16 protein-coding genes are annotated in these 18286 nt (G+C 49.7%); 11 read left to right on the top strand and 5 right to left on the bottom strand.

Translation table 11 applies throughout. The features are described from left to right. Positions 1-26: 26 nt before the first annotated feature. Positions 27-1529, bottom strand: coding sequence for a hypothetical protein (locus ACJJIW_RS07975; protein ID WP_282930908.1), 1503 nt, complete (start codon positions 1527-1529; stop codon positions 27-29). A gap of 326 nt (positions 1530-1855) precedes the next feature. On the opposite strand from ACJJIW_RS07975, the gene ACJJIW_RS07970 reads away from it, so the two are divergent. Further along, positions 1856-3406, top strand: a complete 1551-nt coding sequence (locus tag ACJJIW_RS07970) for a CocE/NonD family hydrolase (RefSeq protein ID WP_282930907.1) — start codon at positions 1856-1858, stop codon at positions 3404-3406. 129 nt (positions 3407-3535) lie between these two features. Further along, positions 3536-6274: a M1 family metallopeptidase gene (locus ACJJIW_RS07965; protein ID WP_444937060.1), complete on the top strand. Its 2739-nt coding sequence runs from the start codon at positions 3536-3538 to the stop codon at positions 6272-6274. Positions 6275-6370: 96 nt separating this feature from the next. Here ACJJIW_RS07965 and ACJJIW_RS07960 read toward each other — a convergent pair whose 3' ends face one another. From ACJJIW_RS07960 to ACJJIW_RS07950, 3 genes are all read right to left on the bottom strand, one after another. Beyond that, a complete protein-coding gene (locus ACJJIW_RS07960; RefSeq protein WP_444937059.1) occupies positions 6371-6955 on the bottom strand; it encodes an HdeD family acid-resistance protein in 585 nt (194 codons plus the stop codon). A 350-nt stretch (positions 6956-7305) separates the two neighbouring features. Continuing rightward, positions 7306-8619 (bottom strand): omega-aminotransferase AptA, encoded by a 1314-nt coding sequence (gene aptA / locus ACJJIW_RS07955; protein ID WP_444937058.1) that lies wholly within the window; start codon positions 8617-8619, stop codon positions 7306-7308. 126 nt (positions 8620-8745) lie between these two features. Continuing rightward, the gene (locus ACJJIW_RS07950) at positions 8746-10191 is read right to left on the bottom strand and encodes an NAD-dependent succinate-semialdehyde dehydrogenase (RefSeq protein WP_444937057.1); all 1446 of its coding nucleotides are present in this window, start codon (positions 10189-10191) and stop codon (positions 8746-8748) included. 160 nt (positions 10192-10351) lie between these two features. On the opposite strand from ACJJIW_RS07950, the gene ACJJIW_RS07945 reads away from it, so the two are divergent. From ACJJIW_RS07945 to ACJJIW_RS07905, 9 genes are all read left to right on the top strand, one after another. Then, positions 10352-11278 carry a LysR family transcriptional regulator gene (locus ACJJIW_RS07945; protein WP_444937056.1) on the top strand — a complete coding sequence of 309 codons (927 nt, stop codon included), beginning with the start codon at positions 10352-10354 and terminating at the stop codon, positions 11276-11278. Between the two features lie 231 nt (positions 11279-11509). Next, on the top strand, positions 11510-11887 hold the full coding sequence (locus ACJJIW_RS07940; protein ID WP_444937055.1) for a PH domain-containing protein: 378 nt from the start codon (positions 11510-11512) through the stop codon (positions 11885-11887). Between the two features lie 88 nt (positions 11888-11975). Beyond that, complete coding sequence (locus tag ACJJIW_RS07935; protein WP_108734816.1) at positions 11976-12206, top strand: hexameric tyrosine-coordinated heme protein; 231 nt, start codon at positions 11976-11978, stop codon at positions 12204-12206. Between the two features lie 559 nt (positions 12207-12765). Beyond that, the gene (locus ACJJIW_RS07930) at positions 12766-13290 is read left to right on the top strand and encodes a nuclear transport factor 2 family protein (RefSeq protein ID WP_444937054.1); all 525 of its coding nucleotides are present in this window, start codon (positions 12766-12768) and stop codon (positions 13288-13290) included. Between the two features lie 214 nt (positions 13291-13504). Next, on the top strand, positions 13505-13966 hold the full coding sequence (locus ACJJIW_RS07925) for a YccF domain-containing protein (protein ID WP_282930898.1): 462 nt from the start codon (positions 13505-13507) through the stop codon (positions 13964-13966). Positions 13967-14226: 260 nt separating this feature from the next. Beyond that, positions 14227-15054, top strand: a complete 828-nt coding sequence (locus tag ACJJIW_RS07920) for a DUF5694 domain-containing protein (RefSeq protein ID WP_282930897.1) — start codon at positions 14227-14229, stop codon at positions 15052-15054. Positions 15055-15154: 100 nt separating this feature from the next. Continuing rightward, the gene (locus ACJJIW_RS07915; RefSeq protein WP_282930896.1) at positions 15155-16084 is read left to right on the top strand and encodes an alpha/beta hydrolase; all 930 of its coding nucleotides are present in this window, start codon (positions 15155-15157) and stop codon (positions 16082-16084) included. A gap of 213 nt (positions 16085-16297) precedes the next feature. Continuing rightward, complete coding sequence (locus ACJJIW_RS07910) at positions 16298-16894, top strand: lipase family alpha/beta hydrolase (protein ID WP_444911710.1); 597 nt, start codon at positions 16298-16300, stop codon at positions 16892-16894. Positions 16895-16949: 55 nt separating this feature from the next. Beyond that, positions 16950-17402, top strand: a complete 453-nt coding sequence (locus ACJJIW_RS07905; protein ID WP_282930894.1) for a phosphate-starvation-inducible PsiE family protein — start codon at positions 16950-16952, stop codon at positions 17400-17402. Positions 17403-17464: 62 nt separating this feature from the next. Here ACJJIW_RS07905 and ACJJIW_RS07900 read toward each other — a convergent pair whose 3' ends face one another. Next, entirely contained in the window at positions 17465-18223 is a 759-nt protein-coding gene (locus tag ACJJIW_RS07900; RefSeq protein ID WP_282930893.1) for a TerC family protein, read from the bottom strand. Positions 18224-18286 lie beyond the last annotated feature (63 nt).

Genomic DNA, 18286 nt, shown 5'->3' with positions numbered 1-18286 from the left:
TTATTCAGTGAGCGCTCTTATGGTTGCTATGATGACTTGGGTTTGCCCTTCAGCTCTGCCAACCTCATTTTTATTTCTTTGTTCTGCTCCTCGTCTGGAAGCTCGAACATCAGCGGCTTCGCCACTCGGGCAAAATACTCCGCATCTTTCTTTTGGTAGAGCTCTTCTGCCAGCCACTGGGCAATATGCAGCTCACGGGGGGCACGCTTGTAAGCCTGCTCCAGCTTTTCCAGATATTCCTCTCGGGGGTAATCCAGCATCTCCATAGCCATCGCCAGGCCAAACCAGTGAGATGCATTTTTCGGTTCTTCCTTCACCAGGAAGTCGAACTCCTCCCGCGCCATTTTCAAGCTGCGAAGATCCCGCTTACTACCGGGCGCCACCGCCTGCTGATTAACCGTTAACCAGGCATGGGCACTCAAGTACCAGAGCTGGCCTCGGTCCTTAGTGGGGACACTGGCCAAAAGGTGGCTGGCCTGGGGGAAATTACCCAATCGCAGATCGGCACTCGCTTTAATCGCAGCCAGCTCAGTACTGTAAATACCCGTGCTGTAGGCATACTCAATCAACTCATCCAAAGCCAGCAGGTTGTAACCGGACTGGGCGATAAATCCAGCCAGGATGCTCACCGACTCTCTTTTGCTGAGGCGTTTAACCCTAGGGCTGGCCTCTTTAAAGTCCGCGGGGATAGCGCCACTAAAATGTTCAAAGCTATCCGCCTTATAAGTGGCGACATAGGCCTTTTCAATGTCTTTCACCGACATCCCCAGCGCTTCTTCCAGGGCGAGTACTGGGTCGGCACCATCGTTATAGGCTTTGACGAAATTATCGAAATTATCCTGCTTGCCGCTTTTCATCATCAACCAGTGAGACAGAATCCAACCTCCGGCATAGACATCCGCCTTTTCGTCCGCATCGGTGTTGTACACTGTCGCACGCAACAGGTCTTCCAGCGGCATAAGCCCGGTATACATCAGGGTCATAGCCCGCTCGCTGGGAATGGAGCCAATTTCGTAGGTACCTTTTTCCGGGAATGACATGGTTGCCATAAATTCAGCAAACCCCTCGCTATACCAATAGGGGTAGTGGGTAGTGTTGCCGTTATAGCTCAGAAAATGGGTGTATTCGTGGAACAGGAATTCGCGTGCTTTGAGCTGCCTCTCAACGCTGCGACCATCCAGGTTTACCAGGGCATAGTTACCCTCCGCAGAGGTATCGAACAAACCGTTGGTCATATCCGCCAGCTCAACACCCACCAGGTTTGCATAGGTGTCCCGGTCTGCGGCCGCATAAATAGTTAATCGCTCACTTTTTGGATCTGCATCGAGTAACTCCAAGGCCACTGCTCGATAGCGCTCCAGGTCTGCTACCAGACTTTTGACTGCGTTGGGATCACCGTCGGTAATCACGCGAAAATTATCACTGTCGACTTCATACCAGGTCACCTCCCCCAAACCACGCGGCGCGGCGTAGGCTGAAGCGATAAATCCGAAACAAAGTACTAATAGAACAACTGAACGAGAAACCATAGTTCGGGCCACCGAGTCATTGTTGCTGAAGCCCTCCCTAGCTGATTAGCGAAGACGACACAGTACCGGTTTTCACTGATCAAAAAAAGATCAATTTGATCACAAAACAGCTTTTCGACTGTTTTTGTGTGACCGGAAAGACACAAAATAGATAGCTGTTCACAAACAGTTTTCTGCAGCAGATTGCGACATGAAGCGAGACAAACGTCTCAAATTTAGCCCTATTTACGTACAAAACTAGGATGAACTCCTATAGTACGGGGTCGACCAAGGAGGGAATCCTGGTCAAAAAAATAATAATGATTTCATCAGATGAGAGAAAACTAATGAATACCAAGCCACTACTGGCGCTGCTTGGCGGCGCCCTAATGTCTGCTCATGCCTGGTCGGCACCGGAATATATCGCCGACGTGGATATTACTTCTTTTGACGGTACGGTCCTGGATGCGAACTTATTTATCCCGGAAACGCCCGCACCAGCAGACGGTTACCCCACCGTTATTTTTACCAACAGCTGGGGGCTGGAGAAGCACCAGTACCACTTCCAGGCCAAAGAGCTGGCAGAAAACGGCTACCTGGTGCTCAGCTACTCCACCCGGGGATTTGGGCACTCGGGAGGACTTGTTGACGTCGCAGGGGATAACAGCCTTAACGATGTGGGAGTCCTGATCGACTGGCTGGAAACCAATTACCCGGTGGGCAAGCTGGGTATGGCCGGAATTTCCTACGGCGGTGGAATTTCACTACTGAGTGCTGCTAAGCACCCTCGCGTCGATGCAGTAGCTGCGCTATCCGGTTGGGCAGATGTAGTAGAAGCTTTGTACCCCAATGAAACCGTCAACCTGGTATGGGGCACGCTGCTTGTTACTACGGCCTTCCAGAAAGAGGCCGAACTCGAGCAGGTATGGAGCAACCTGCGCGACGGCGAAAATATGGAACAGGTAATTAATTTCGGTGCTGAGCGCTCCGCAATGAGTTACGTGGACGAAATCAATCAAAACGGCACAGCGGTGTTGCTCTCAAACAATTTCGCCGACTACCTGTTTAAGCCGAATAGCATGACCGATTTCTACTCCCTGCTCGAAGGGCCCAAGAAACTCATGCTAAACCCCGGCACCCACGCGATTACCGAGACTCTTACCGGTAACAATGGCCATATCTGGTCCACCAGTTTCCGCTGGTTCGACCACCACCTTAAAGGCGAGGACAATGGGATTGACACCGAACCCAAGGTGGATATGACTGTGCGTATCAGCAATGAGCTAGAGCAATTCGAGGACTACCCGGTAACGGACGAAAGCACCACCTGGTACCTGCAGCCACGCTTTACCATGTTTAACAATGCAAAAATGGAGAGCGACAAGTACGACGGTTGGAGCTGGAGTAACGAATTCCACGGCGGCTCAGATACCTTTGCAGGCACCGGTATCCCGCTGGTTTCCGATGCACTGGAAGGCTTCGGTATCCCCGTTTACGCGCCCATGATCGCTATCAACGGCTACTACGCCATCGAGTACAAATCACCGATTCAGTGGGAAACCTTGAAGATTCGCGGCGAACCCAAACTCGAAATGTGGGTGGAACCCAGCAAAAAAGAAGTGCAACTCAACGTGCACCTCTACGATGTGGGTCCGCTGGGATTGGGGCGTCTGATAACTCACGCCCCCATTACCCTGCATTCAGACAAGTCTGGGCAAAAACAAAAGTTCGAAGTGGACTTTTTCACCACCAGCTACGATGTCCCGGTTGGCCACCGTGTAGTATTGGCCATCGATACTCAGGGTTATATCTACCAGAAGCCGGAAAATACCAATTACACCATCACAGTGCCCTACAGCAGCAGCAAGGTCTCTAGCCTGACCGTACCGCACCTGTAGGTCTCCCCACAGAAACCCGGCATCCACTGCCGGGTTTCCTCCCACCTTCCCCTCAGCCCAACTATTTGCATCGCGTAATTTTTCTCCAAAGCGGTACAATCAGCCTTTTGGCTGAGTGCTCCCCCTACCATGAAAAAGAACATCCCGCTCGCCCTGCTAACTGCGGCCCTGCTCTCAGTAGCAGGTTGTAACCCCGCAGAAAAAGCATCGGAACCAGCAAAAACCAATACTGCCCAGGAAGTCGAGGCTAAAGGCCTCGATTTTGATAAGGCTCCCGAAGGGCGCCTGCCCGAGGGCACTACCCCCTTGGATTACCAGCTGGAACTGGTGCTGGACCCGCGCAAAGACTCCTTCACCGGCAAGGTGGATATCGATATCCAGCTGGCGGAAGGTGCCCGACATATTTGGCTGCATGGCAAAAACCTGGATGTGCGCGAAGTCTACGCACAGCTCGATGACGGCCGCCAGATTCCGGCCGAATACCGGGAAGTACTGGACAGTGGTGTTGCCGCAGTAGAGTTTGCGGAGAAGATCGATGCGGGCAGTTTCAAACTGCATATCGACTACAGTGCTGCATTTGATCGCAACCTGGCCGGGCTTTTTAAGGTCGAGGAGCAGGGCGATGCCTATGCCCTGGCAAAATCTGAATCGATCCAGGCCCGCAAGTATTTACCCGGCTTCGACGAGCCAGGCCTGAAGGCCCCCTTTACTGTCAGCCTGACAATACCCGAAGGCTACGCAGCGATTAGCAATGGGCCCGAGCTGAAGCGCGAAGCGGCAGGTGACGGCATGGAGAAAGTCACTTTCGCCACCACACCACCGATGTCCACCTATTTACTGTCCCTATCAGTTGGCCCATTTGACCAAGTTGAGCGCCCAGCCATACCGCCGAGCAAGTACCGCAAAGACCCCATACCCCTGCGCGGCTTCGCCCGTAAAGGTCGCGGTGAGGATATGAACTACATCCTCGATATCACCCCCAAAATGGTGGAGACCTTCGAGACCCAGCTGCAACGCCCCTACCCATTCAAGAAGCTGGACATTATTGCCGCCCCCCAGTGGCCCAGTGGCGCTACTGAGTTGTCTGCGGCAATTACTTATCGCGAACAGCGTATCCTGGTGGGCGACAACCCCGCTCCCGGCACCCGCCTGGCTCTCGTAGAAGTTCATGCGCACGAAATTGCCCATATGTGGTTTGGCAATCAGGTCACCCCTCCCTGGTGGGACGACCTGTGGCTGAAAGAAGGTTTCGCTACCTGGGGGGAGGCGCTGGCCCTCACCATTATGGAACCTGAAGAGGGGCACGACCTCAACGCAGCAACTTATGCGATCGGCGCCATGCAGCTGGACTCCCTGGCCAGCACCCGCGCCATTCGTGAGCCCATCGCGGACAACAACAATATTCGCAACGCCTACGATTCGATCACTTACTCGAAGAGCCTGGGCGTTATCCACATGGTGGACACCTATTTCGGAGCGGAAAACTTCCGCCCGGCACTGGGGCGCTACCTGGAAACCTTCTCCGACAGCGTGGCCGACTCACCACCCTTCTACAAAGTGATCGGCCAGGAAACCAACACCCCGGAACTGACCGAGACTTTCCGCAGCTTTGTCGAGCAAAAAGGGGTTCCACAACTGGATATCGCCATGGACTGCAATAGCGACGGCAAGGCCTCGCTAGTGGTTCAGCAGAGCCGTTACAAGCCACTCGGCTCCCCTATCGCCGACGCCAGCGATAAATGGAGCATCCCTTTCTGCTTCAGTACCGATAGCGGCGTGCAGCAGTGCCAGATCCTGACTGAGCCAAGGGAAACCCTGGAGATTACCGGCGGTGCCTGCCCAAATTGGGTAATGCCCAATGCTCAGGGCAGCGGCTACTACCGCTGGAACCTTCCCAAGACGCAGTGGCAGGCACTGATTAAACAATTTGCCCAGTTCTCTGCCACTGAGCAGCTGTCCATTATCGACAGCGCCTTCTCAGCTTTCGAGGCCGGCAATCTCACCGCGGCACCACTCCTGGAAGTGGTGCGCAAATCCGCAGTGGCGGACAAGCGCCAGGTGATCACCATGCCACTGCGCTACCTGCAGAAGTACCGGGATAACTACCTGGGTGAATCCCAGCGCTCTGCATTCCTGAATTTTGCCCAGAACTTGTACCTGCCGATACTAAATCGCAGCGCCAATATCAGTGATAGCGACCAGCAGATGCTGCACAGCGACCTGCTAACCTTTATGGCGCAAGTTGCAGAAGATCCTGACTCACGCAAGCAGTTACAGGAAATGGCAACCGCCTTTACCGGCTTTAAACAGGAACGGAATGCGAAGGCGTTAAGCTCTGACCTATACCAGGCAGCCTTGAGTGTGGCAGTACAGGATGCGGGGGAGGATTTCCTCGCACACCTGATCAAAGTCCGCGCCGAGCTGGATGATCCCCGCTTTGAAAATGCCAGTGCCAATGCCATCGGTACCAGCAACAATCCCAAGCAAGTGGAAACCATTCAAGCATTAGCGCTCAGCGACGAAATGGGGCCGAGAGAATCATTTGGCCTGATCCATTACGCCCTGGCCCAGCCCAGGGTTCAGGAACAGCACTGGGAGTGGCTGCAACAGAACTTTGACAAGGTAGTAGATAAGATTCCGGCCCAGATCCGCCGCCGCACCCCATCACTTGCCGCTGCCTTCTGCGATAAACAGCACCTGGGCGAACTGCAACAACTCTTTGCCCAGCAAGGTGATTTAGCCCCCGGATACCAGCGCAGCCTCGCCCAAGCCGAGGAGCGAATCCAGCTGTGTATGGCACTGGAGAAAAAAGGCAAAGCGTTAATGGGGGCATTGCCGAAGGCAGTCAATCTCGCCGCTAAGCAATAAAAAACAGAAGTTGTTATTTAAATAGCAATTCGAAAAGGCCGGTATTACTAAGCAATACCGGCCTTTTTTATTACTGAGCGTATTTGAGTTAAACGGTTATGAAGAAGCGGATTTATTGTGCTTGCGCAGTCGGAAAGATAACCAGATCAATGGCAGCCCCAAAATAATCGCATAGGCACCGATTACCCAGAGCAACGCCAGGGCCCCAGCCCCGGGGCTGACTAAAATCGCAATTCCGAAAATCACCGAGAGAACACCAATGGCGATCAGCAGCCACTCGTTATCAATTTCCTTGCGCAGGCGAACAGCACCGACAATTTCAAAGATACCCCGCACCAGGGCCCAGGCACCGATAAAAACGACCAACACTAAAGCAGTAACCTGCGGGAAAATAAAAGTCACAATTCCCGCAGCTAAACTGATCAACCCCGAGACAATCAACCACCACAGTGGAGTGGACTTATGCCGCCCCATCACCGCTGCAACCAGGGAAAAAATACCATCCAGGAAAGCGTAAACCCCAAAAAGCAGCACCAGGGTCAACAGGGACAATCCCGGCCAGACAAAAGTCAGCACGCCAAAAATCACCGCGACAATACCGCGCAGAAGGAGTAGCCACCAGTTTGCAGACAGCACCTGCAAAATAGGTCCGGTCGCCAGGGGAGGAGTGTCAGCGGGCATAGAAAAGTCCCCAGGTTGAGTAACTTTCCATATTGAAGAGTCCCTTACCATCAGGGAATTGAATTTTTCCCCGGCGGCTTTTAAAGGCAGCCTACGAGCGCGGCCAGGCAGTCGACTCTGCAAAGACTGTGACCGCGCCGCAGGCCACTATTTTCAGTGTAGCTCTAAACGACAATAGGGAAGTTATGCAAACTGCCCTGCGGGTCATGAAAGGAGAGGAAGGTAGAAAAACTAATAAGGCAGGAAGGAGAGAATACACAGCGCGTCTGGAGAGAAGTGTATTCTTTCCTTCTGGCACAAAAGTAATTTGGAGAGAACGGCAGCCCGAACGGGCTGCCGCAATAGCATAATCAGGCCAGAGCGCCGATCACACCACGCAGTTTATCCACAACGGCATCGATCTCATGCTTCTCGATAATCAGCGGTGGGGACATACACAGGGCATCGCCAATACCACGAGCCATCACTCCAGCTTCCCAGGCCATACCAGAGACTTTGGCTCCGTATTTCCCTTTCAGATCCTGCGGCGCGCGCAACTCAATAGCGCCGACCAAACCGTAATTGCGCACATCGATCACATTGTCCAGGTCAGCCAGGCTGTGCAGGGCATTTTCCCAGTGCTGGCCAATTTCACCGGCAGCGCGGGTCAACAGGCCTTCGCGCTCGTAAATATCCAGAGTCGCCATACCCGCCGCACAGGCAACCGGATGTGCTGAGTAGGTATAACCGTGGAAGAATTCCACCGCACCATCGGGAGCCGCATTCATCACGGTTTTATAAATTTCGTCGCTGACAAATACCGCACTCAGGGGCACTGTGGCATTGGTAATCCCCTTCGCGGAGGTGATCATATCCGGGGTTACGTCGAACTCCGTGGAGGCAAATGCAGAACCGGTACGACCCCAGCCGGAGATGACTTCATCAAAAATCAGCAGCAGGTCGTGCTTATCGCAGATTTCCCGCAGGCGCTGCAGGTAGCCTTTGGGAGGCAGTACCACACCGCCGGCACCGGCAAACGGCTCAACAATCACAGCGGCAATCTGGTCGGCGCCGTGGAAAGCTACCAGTCTCTCCAGGTCTTCAGCCAACTCAATACCGTGCTCCGGCAGGCCACGACTGAATGCATTGCGCTCAATGTCCAGGGTGTGACGCATATGGTTGGCTTTCACCGGCTGGCCAAAACCCTGGTAGTTGGGAGGAATACCGCCCACAGAAATACCGCCGAAGTTTACTCCGTGATAACCTTTCTCACGGCCGATAAACATAGTGCGAGTGCCCTTGCCGCGTACACGCTGGTATTGCAGGGCAATTTTCAGGGCGCTCTCAACTGCCTCGGAGCCGGAATTACCGAAGAACACATGGTCCAGGCCATCGGGAGTGTGCTTTACCAGACGCTCGGAATACTCAAAACCCAACTCGTGACCAAAATTAAAAATAGAGCTGTAGTCGAGTGTTTTTGCCTGCTGGTAAATTGCCTCTGCAATTTCAGAACGACAGTGGCCCGCATTGCTGCACCACAGACCCGCAGTCGCATCAATAACCTGGCGACCGCCTTTCTCCGTGAGATAAATCCCCTCGGCGTGCTCTACAATTCTCGGTGCAGACTTAAAGGTGCGGTTGGGGGTAAACGGCATCCAGAAAGCATCGGTTTGCATCTCAGACATAGTATTAATCTCCGCAAGTTCCCTGAAGTTTCAAACTCTTAAGTAGGGGAGCCACAGGCTCCCGAAAATCTGTTCGGGCGCTTGTCACCTAGGACAAACGCAGGCCAGTTGTGTTCAGACCGGGGCTCAGGCCCCGAAACAGCAATATTTGGTCTCGTAAAATTCGGCCATACCCTCGACGCCGCCCTCGCGGCCAATACCGGACTCTTTAACACCACCGAAGGGTGCCACAGTGGTGGAGAAAACCCCGGTGTTACAGGCAATCATGCCGTAGTCGAGCGCCTCTACCACACGATTGGCTCGGCGAATGTTTTCACTCATCACGTAAGCCGCCAAGCCGTAGGGCGTTTCATTGGCACGGCGAACCACATCTTCCTCACCGGAAAACTTCTGAACCGCCGCCAGAGGGCCAAAAATTTCCTCCTGAGCGATACGCATGGTATCGGTAACTCCAGTGAGGATGGTTGGCGCAAAAAAGTTATCGCCATTGGCCAGCTGCTCACCGCCAATTTCAACTTTTGCTCCGGCCTCAACCGCGTCCTGTACCAGCCCCTGAACCCGGTCCACAGCCCTGCGGAAGATCATCGGGCCCATATTGACCCCTTCATCGGTAGCGTGACCGATCTTCAGGGCGGCAACCTGCTCGCGCAGCTTTTCCACAAACTCATCGTGCACGGATTCGTGCACGTAAATACGGTTGGTGGCCACGCACACCTGGCCCGCATTGCGGAATTTGGTCGCCATACAGGCGCTGACTGCGGTATCCATATCCGCATCGTCAAATACGATAAACGGCGCGTTGCCGCCAAGCTCCATGGACATTTTTTTCACGGTGCTGGCGCACTGGGACATCAACAGCTTGCCCACAGCAGTGGAGCCGGTGAAGGTGAATTTGGCCACACGGGGATCTTGGGTCAGAACCTTGCCAATTCCTGGAGAATCACTGCCGGTAACTACATTGATAGTCCCCTTGGGCAGGCCCGCTTCTTCCGCCAATTGGCACAGCGCCAGAGCAGATAGTGGCGTCTCCAGGGCCGGTTTGATCACCACAGTACAGCCCGCCGCCAGTGCCGGACCCGCCTTGCGGGTGATCATGGCATTGGGGAAGTTCCAGGGGGTAATACAGGACACAACACCCACCGGCTGGCGGATGGTATTCAGGCGCATGGCCGGGTTGTGAGTCGGGATCGTCTGGCCGTAGGCCCGGCGGCACTCTTCCGCGAACCACTCAATAAAGGAAGCCCCGTAGATAATCTCACCTTTCGCTTCCGCAACCGGCTTGCCCTGCTCCAGACTAAGGATCATTGCCAGGTCATTGCTGTTATCCACGATCAGCTGGTACCAGCGCTTGAGCACCGCAGCTCTCTCACCGGCTGTACGGCGGCTCCAAGCGGGGAAGGCTTCACTGGCAGCCGCCACCGCCGCCTCGGCATCCTCTGCGGTACCGTCGGCCACACGGCCCAGCAACTCGCCATTTGCCGGGTCACATACATCTACAGTGGCGGCAGCGTCACGCCATTCGCCCGCTATATAGTTCTGAAATTTCAACAGGTCCGAATTTGCAAGTTTCACAGGGAAATTCCTAGTAAATAGATGTTATTAGTAGTATGCGGCGATTCTGGCCGCAGCTGACTGAGGAGAATAGTAGTATTTTTCCAACTAAAGTTTATATTTATCAAACTTTAATCGAATCCGCAGCCCGCAGCGCCGAAAACAACCTGGAAGTGCAGCCATGAGCAAAACCAAAAACGCCCTGGGAGGCCGCCTCAGCGATATGGATTTGCGCCTGCTGCGCGTCTTCCGCGAGGTTGTGCACGCCGGAGGCATCACCCCTGCCGAAGTCACCCTGAATATCAGCCGCTCCACGATCAGTGTGCATATCTCCGACCTGGAGACACGGCTGGGTATGCAGTTGTGCTTGCGCTCTCGAGGCAGGGCCGACTTCAAACTGACCCCGGAGGGGGAGGCCTTGTATCGGGCTATTTTGGAGCTCGATGGGCACCTGGATACCTTCAAAAGCCAGGTCAATGCAATCCAATCCCAACTCACCGGTACCCTGCGCCTGGTAATGCCCGACGATGTATTGGAAATACCGCAACTGAACTTGCCCAGAACTATTGCACAACTGCGTGAGAAGGCCCCGCAACTCCACCTGGAAGTACAACTGGCCGCCCCTCAGGAACTCGAGTTGGAAATCCTCGCAGGCCGCGCCGATATCGGTATCAACCCCCTGCACTCACGTCGACCGGGGCTGGAGTACCAACCCCTGTTTTATCACCAATCGATTCTCTATTGCAGTAACAGCCACCCCTGTGCCCAGGTGTCAGCTATTGATGAGGAGCTACTCACCCAGCAGGAGTTAGCTGCGCCCAGCCATACTGTTCTCTCTGGTGCGGCGCACCTGTATCGACTGTTTCCCAAGCGATCCACAGCCAACCATATGGCGGCCAGGTTGGCGATGATACTTTCTGGGTGCTTTGTGGGTTTCCTACCGGAATACCTGGCCCGCAGATATGTCGGGGAAGGAACCCTGCTCCCCCTGCTACCGGAGAAGTTTCACTACCAAATACAAAATGCTGTCACCTTCAAGAAAAGTGCAGCAACTCATCCCGCTGTGCAGCTTTTTTTGGGAGCCTTGCAAATCAATAGACAGATATAGCCACTGCTATTTATCCCTAGTGATACTGAAATAATCGAGTCAAGAATCCAATAAATAGAGAGATAAGCATTTCAAAAATTACCTATTACTTATGATCGATCCTCTATTGTGGAAATTGTCATAATAATTAAATAAATTTAAACATAAAAACACAACCAAAAAGTAAATCATCTGTAACTTAATGCGCCACAGTGGTAATCTCCTCCTCCAATAGAATTACAGGGATAACCCGTGATAGATTTTAAAAACTCACCGGTCTTTAAACTCAAGCCTATAGATATCTCTGAAGCCAGGGATGACTTTAATAAGTTCCTGATCGAGGGGGAGTTTATTTTTGCTGGTTTTAAAACTATTCGCGATCAGGTAGTTTTCACTAACAAACGCATTATTGCCGCCAATGTTCAGGGTATCACCGGCTCAAAAGTAGACTACACCTCTTTGCCTTTCAGCAAGATACAAGCATTTTCTGTTGAGACCGCTGGCACTTTTGATCTGGATTGTGAAATAGAAGTTTATTTAAGCGAGATCGGTAAGGTAAGGTTCGAAATAAGAGGTTCTTTCGATCTTATTCAGTTCAACAAATATATCAGCCAATACATATTGGACTGATATCAACCCTTAGTAAATATACAAAATAACTGGGGCTCAGCAGCTCCCACAACTTTATCAATCAACCCGATAGTAGAGAGGGATGTCCATGTCGCAAATCTGGTTAGAAAGCCTAATTACTGAAAATGCACAACAAGGCTTTGAACTTGCAATGAAACTATCCAGGATGGGAGTAAAATACACCCAGCCTTCAGATGAAGTACGGGGTAAGCTGAGGTCCGCCTATGAGGAAAATGCAGACAGCCTGATCGCCTCCTCTCAGGTTGTTGCCATTAACTTCCAAACCGTTGCAGCAGCCAATAATTACTGGCGCGGCTAAAGGGTTAAGAATGCGTTCTCTTTGTAGAACGGGTAACGCATTCGAGGGAGCCTCTGAATAACTCCGTAATGCCTCTGCGGGCCTTGAAGGCTGCAGATGTTAGGCGCAGCTCGCCGCGAATGGCCGTAGCCCTTGGCAAGAGCTGCAACGCAGCAGCTGTAGCCTTCAAGGCCCGCCCTTCGGGGCTCGCAGAGCGATTCACACTCCGCGTTGCGACTTATTGAAAGGTCTAGACATTCCTGCGAAGCCGCGCCTTGATTGTGAACCGCTCTGCAAGCCAGAGGTATCACGGAGTTATTCAGAGGCTCCCTAGATCTGCAAACATTCAAACAATTTCCCTTCATCTCCTCCTCAATAATTTATGGTCTATTAGTACTACAAACACTCTGATTCTGTACTAAAAATTAGCCATCACTATAGGTAGCTGCGAAATCGTCATATTCACTGTTGACGCTCTCGACCTTGTTGATATTTATAAACATCGCAATACTGTCTTTGGCACAAGATGGATTAACTCAACGATCAGTAATATTGCGCCTCAAATGGGAAGGTGAAAGAGATGGAATACAATGACGATGAAAAGTACTTAATTCAACTTTGGGAAATCCATACCGAGGCCGAATTCGATCTAAAAGATGCCGACGCCGCAATTGCTACCATGACCGAAAATCCCGTATTAATTCATGTACCGGTTAATACCGGCGCAACGGGAAAAGAACCCTTACGAAAATTTTATAGGGATATATTTATTCCTCAAATGCCAGCGGATATAAATTTACAGCTTCTTTCCCGCACCGTGGGCAAAGACAGCTTAGTGGATGAGTTTATTCTTCACTTTACCCATTCTATTCGTATGGATTGGTTCGCACCTGGTATCGAAGCAACAGGGAAGAAGCTATCAGTCCCCCATGTGGGAATTATTAGCTTCTCCAATAGAAAAATCAGCTCTGAGCATATTTACTGGGACCAAGCGACTGTCTTGGATCAATTGGGTATATTGCAGTCAGGTCTACCAGTAACAGGAAGTAGTCAATGTCATCGCTTGCTAAATAGTAATTCTCCGACAAATGAGCTGCTACCGTAACTTTTATAACCAAAGGGCAAAATCCAAGCCGGCAACCAATCTGACTACTTAGTCACGCAAGGGCCGACAATAATACCCATAAATGAATCCAAAGCGTGGGTATTTGCGTCTAACTACTGTAATTTAAATAAATGATATAGCCATTAGGATTTGCGGTAACATCAGTAGATTACCGTTTTCACTAATATATTTTACCGAATTGGTAGGGGTAGTTATGCGAACACTTGGAAATTTCCTCTGGTTTATCCTTGGCGGTGTCATTATGGGACTCTGCTGGTGGTTTTGCTCGCTGATTGCCTTTATCAGTATTATTGGTATTCCCTGGGGAAGAGCCTGCTTTGTAATCGGCAAATTTTCCTTTTTCCCTTTCGGTAAGGAGGCAATTTCCCGAGAAGAACTCACCCTGCGCGGTGATATTGGGACAAGTGGCTTTGGTCTAGTCGGGAATATTATCTGGTTCCTATTGGCTGGTATCTGGCTTGCTATTGGCCACCTTCTGCATGCTATTGCCTGTTTTATTACCATTATTGGTATACCTTTTGGTTTGCAGCACCTTAAGCTTGCGGCAATTTCACTCTCTCCGATAGGAAAGACTATTGTCAGCAAGGAAGTAGCCCATTCAGCTAAAATGCGTAATGCAGATGTTGAAGTGACCAGATTAAGAAGTGGTACTTAAGTAAACATACATTAACAATGATACCGTACCAACTTGGGGCTATTACTAAAATAGCCCTGAGTTCTCAAGTCCCACCGCAATTAATTAATAAAAAATTTTTCAGATCAGAAAAATCACTTTATCTATCTTGTTATAAGCAGGCATTACCAATTTAAAGCATTCAATTTTAAGCTGTTTTATCGCTGTCAAATTCAAACTTATTCATTTCGTGTAGTACTTAGCCAAACTATAGAAGCTAAATAATAAAATAAGGATATTAAATGAAAAACCTAACAAGACAAATCACTGGCTCAATTATGCTTTCTTTGGGACTTGTTGGTCTAAGTGCCTATGCAGAGCCAGTAGAAAGTACAGAACCCGCACAAGTTATGCTTTTTGGTAGCTTTCACTTTAGCCACTTCAGCAAACCCAGTAAAGATGTAGTGAAAACACAAGTTATTGATGTTTATACCGAAGAAAGTCAAAGGTATTTGGAGGACCTATCCTCACGGATTGCCGCCGACTCGCCAACACATGTTCTTCTGGAATGCCACACCAATGACGAAAGTAAAATTAATCAGCGCTTTGCCAAATATGTCAAGGGTGAGCACAAGCTAAATAGAGGAGAAAGCGAACAGCTGGGATTCAGAGTAGCCAAGAAGTCCGGCCTGCCTAAAGTCATCTGCTATGATGCTAGCCAAGATCTCCCCTATGGCGAACTTTTATCCTATCTAGAAAGTAATTCGCCCGAGCGAAAAAAAATAACTGATGAATTTTTGAAGGCTTGGGGCATTCGATTTAATGAGATGCATGCCTCACTGTCATTGGAGGAAATTCTGGATAAGCACAATGACCCCACTGAAGATAAAATAAACGTAGGCTCCTATATAATGCTCAATGATGTTGGCCAAGGTGATAACTTTATTGGGGCCGATCTATCCTCCAAATGGTGGTCCAGAAACTTCCGTATGTATGCCAATATCCAGGCCGTCGCCCAACCGGGTACCAAAGTTTTCGTTCTTGGTGGACAGGGGCATAGCTCTATAATGAGACCGATGCTCGAATTGGATGATAAACGTGAAACTTGGGATGTCCGCAGTTATTTCTAAAGAAGTCTCAACACCAAAGTCAGCCCCTTAGGGGGAGGAGCCCTGCCACTGGTTTTATAGATAGAGTAGAACTTTATCTACACCCCAAAGGCAGGGCGCTATGGATATCTATAAGACCTTATTATTCGGTATTCTTTTCAGTCTAATACCACCGTGTACAGCTGAAGAACCCCCTAAAGAAGTACAAGTATCGGCAGGAAAGCTTGAAACACTGCCCTCCCTGACACTGGAAGGGCTTGCTGAACGCCCTATTCGTGTATGGCTGCCTGATCAATATCCCACACAAAAACCCTATGCAGTCCTTTACATGCACGATGGACAGATGCTGTTCGACAGTAAAACCACCTGGAATGGCCAGGAGTGGGGCATGGATGAAGTCGCCTCTCGGTTAATAGCAGAAAAAAAGGTACGTCCCTTCATAGTTGTCGCTATCGATAACATTGAGACACTTCGCCACGGTGACTACTTCCCCCAGAAAGCTCGGAGTTTTTTGCCTAAAGAAGCTTCACAGGTCCAACATCCATTTAGCCAAGCCGAATTGCGTGGAGATCTTTACTTACAATTTTTGGTGACCAAAGTTAAACCCTATATTGATAGTCATTACGCTGTGAGTGGTGATCCCAGCGACACCTTTATTGCCGGCGCGAGTATGGGAGGATTGATATCACTCTATGCGGTCACAGAGTACCCCGAAGTGTTCTCTACGGCTGCAGCTATATCCACCCATTGGCCAGGGATTAACCCTAACGACAAACTACCAATAGCTGAGGCTATTCGCGACTATCTAGAGGCAAATTTACCTAAGCCTGGAAATCACCGATTTTATTTTGACCATGGTACAGAAACCCTGGATGCTTATTACCCGCCTCTGCAACGGGCTGTGGATAAAATCATGCGCCGGAAAGGGTATTCCTCTTCAAATTGGCAAACCCAAGTATTTGAGGGTCATGCCCATGATGAGAAATCATGGAATTCTAGACTCGGTGAAATATTAATATTCCTATTTGGAAACCCTCAAACAGACGCTTGAATTACTTTTTTATTTCAGATGCCGGCGTCTATATAAATAAAAGACATAGTTGCCGGCAATCCAACTTATCCCTTAAGACTACTTTGCTACTTTGTGGCATCCAACAATAGTTCTGCAACTACACTTCTCTATCAAGCTCCCAATAGTTTTTGGCAGACAAATAACTATTGCGATTGAAGCTTTTCCTAACGCATTACTTCTCCTGCGACAAGAATGAAACGTAAAAGCCGAACTGTTCTTTTAATACCTGGAATTTTTGATCGAGGAACCTCCTTGCTTAGAATGCAGCACGAATTAGCTGCCGAAAATTATGACGTACACTATATCCACCTACGCTATAACTCCGGCTGGCATGGTATGGAACACCTTTCGTCCCAGCTTCTCGCAAAATTGGAGCACATCGTAGATAAAGAAACTACCTGTACCCTGGTGGGATTCAGCATGGGAGGGATAATCGCTCGGTATTATTTACAAGCCCTTAATGGTTTGGAGCGGGTGCATAAATTTATATCAATTTCCTCTCCCCACCATGGTAGTTACTGGGCAAACTTTCTTCCTTACAAAGGTGGGAAACAATTGCGGATCGGCAGTGATTTTTTACGCGCGTTGAACTTAGGCATTCAAAAATTGGAGGTTACCGAACCGGCTTCAATCTGGACACCCTATGACATAACCATTATGCCCCATAGTAGTGCTATCCTGGGCTTGGGAACATCCTACGAAGTTCCAGTGATACTACATCGAATGATGCCGCTAAGTAGCAAGGTAATTTCATTACTAAAACAGGAAATTAAATCAGGATTGGATTAAGAAGCTCACTGACAGAAACTAGCTTTAATTTTATGAGTTTAACGAGAAGTAAGGCATGGACAGCCCAGAAGAAAAAACTTCGATTACAGATAAGGCAATTCACAACTACTATCGAAAATTTGAAAGCCTGATTGCCTTAATTTTGACTTTTATTATTGTTGTAATCGTAATAGTCGCGATCAGCCGATTGGGATACTCTGTATACAATATGTTACTGGTGGGCATGCAGGACCCTCTGGACCACAAGGTATTTCAAACAATATTTGGCGAGATTATTACTTTACTGATTGCACTGGAATTTAGCCATACACTTCAATATGTAGTTACACGTCAACAGAGTATTATTCAAACCAAAGTTGTCGTACTTATTGCTATTTTGGCTTTATCCAGAAAATTTATTATTTTAGATCTGGATAAGGTCAATGCTGGCGAACTTTTGGGATTATCTACTGCCACTCTCGCGCTGGGCCTTACTTACTTAATATTGAAGCTTAAAAATAGTAACTAAGGGTACTATTGCAAACCAGACAGTAATCCAGGGTGGAGGAACACCTTCACCCTCTCACTATTTTAACTATCCTCACGTAGAGCGTGATGTAACCTTACCGGCGGGGTCTTACGGACTTTCTTGCTGCGCATACGCAAATTGAGGAACTCCACAGCCATTGAAAACGCCATGGCAAAGTAGATATATCCCTTAGGCACATGGACATCAAACCCTTCAACCACCAGAGTTAAGCCCACCATAATTAAGAAGGATAGTGCCAGCATTTTCACGGTAGGATGCCGATCAACAAAATCCCCTATCGGTTTAGCCGCTACCAACATGACGATTACCGCCAGAATAATCGCTATTGCCATGATTGAGATCTCGTCGACCAATCCGACAGCGGTAATTACAGAATCCAAGGAAAAGACAATATCCAATAGTGCAATTTGTAGTAGCACCATCCAAAATCCCGCACTGCCGAGCGAGGATGCACTCTCCTCTTCACCCTCGAGACTATTGTGGATTTCATGGGTAGCTTTAGCGATTAGGAACAGTCCTCCGCCAACCAAAATAATATCGCGCCCTGAAATTTCCATGCCATAGATGCTAAATAGTGGCTCGACTAAGCCCATAATCCATACAATAGAGAAAAGCAGAGCCAACCGGGTCACCATTGCCAGGGTAAGACCAATAAAGCGCGCGGGCTCTCTCTGTTTTGGAGGCAACCGTCCAACCAAAATGGAGATAAAGATAATATTATCGATGCCCAGCACTATCTCCAGCGCCGCCAACGTGGCCAATGCTATCCAGGCCTCAGGGTTGGCTATCCACTCAAACATACGGTCTAATCCTTATATAATTTATTATTTAATAAGCCTTTAATGGACAAATACTTTATTTTC

The sequence above is a fragment of the Microbulbifer maximicatervae (SeqCode) genome, assembly GCF_052467815.1.
The sequence above is the reverse complement of the archived record's forward strand: the minus strand, read 5'-3'. Positions and strand labels throughout refer to the sequence as shown.

Excerpts from the sequence above, each read along its gene's own strand:
- ACJJIW_RS07910 (WP_444911710.1), top strand. The coding sequence starts at position 16,298 with ATGAAACGTAAAAGCCGAACTGTTCTTTTAATACCTGGAATTTTTGAT.
- aptA (WP_444937058.1), bottom strand. The coding sequence starts at position 8,619 with ATGTCTGAGATGCAAACCGATGCTTTCTGGATGCCGTTTACCCCCAAC.
- ACJJIW_RS07965 (WP_444937060.1), top strand. The coding sequence starts at position 3,536 with ATGAAAAAGAACATCCCGCTCGCCCTGCTAACTGCGGCCCTGCTCTCA.
- ACJJIW_RS07925 (WP_282930898.1), top strand. The coding sequence starts at position 13,505 with ATGCGAACACTTGGAAATTTCCTCTGGTTTATCCTTGGCGGTGTCATT.
- ACJJIW_RS07960 (WP_444937059.1), bottom strand. The coding sequence starts at position 6,955 with ATGCCCGCTGACACTCCTCCCCTGGCGACCGGACCTATTTTGCAGGTG.
- ACJJIW_RS07970 (WP_282930907.1), top strand. The coding sequence starts at position 1,856 with ATGAATACCAAGCCACTACTGGCGCTGCTTGGCGGCGCCCTAATGTCT.
- ACJJIW_RS07975 (WP_282930908.1), bottom strand. The coding sequence starts at position 1,529 with ATGGTTTCTCGTTCAGTTGTTCTATTAGTACTTTGTTTCGGATTTATC.
- ACJJIW_RS07915 (WP_282930896.1), top strand. The coding sequence starts at position 15,155 with ATGGATATCTATAAGACCTTATTATTCGGTATTCTTTTCAGTCTAATA.
- ACJJIW_RS07905 (WP_282930894.1), top strand. The coding sequence starts at position 16,950 with ATGGACAGCCCAGAAGAAAAAACTTCGATTACAGATAAGGCAATTCAC.
- ACJJIW_RS07900 (WP_282930893.1), bottom strand. The coding sequence starts at position 18,223 with ATGTTTGAGTGGATAGCCAACCCTGAGGCCTGGATAGCATTGGCCACG.
- ACJJIW_RS07945 (WP_444937056.1), top strand. The coding sequence starts at position 10,352 with ATGAGCAAAACCAAAAACGCCCTGGGAGGCCGCCTCAGCGATATGGAT.
- ACJJIW_RS07930 (WP_444937054.1), top strand. The coding sequence starts at position 12,766 with ATGGAATACAATGACGATGAAAAGTACTTAATTCAACTTTGGGAAATC.
- ACJJIW_RS07935 (WP_108734816.1), top strand. The coding sequence starts at position 11,976 with ATGTCGCAAATCTGGTTAGAAAGCCTAATTACTGAAAATGCACAACAA.
- ACJJIW_RS07920 (WP_282930897.1), top strand. The coding sequence starts at position 14,227 with ATGAAAAACCTAACAAGACAAATCACTGGCTCAATTATGCTTTCTTTG.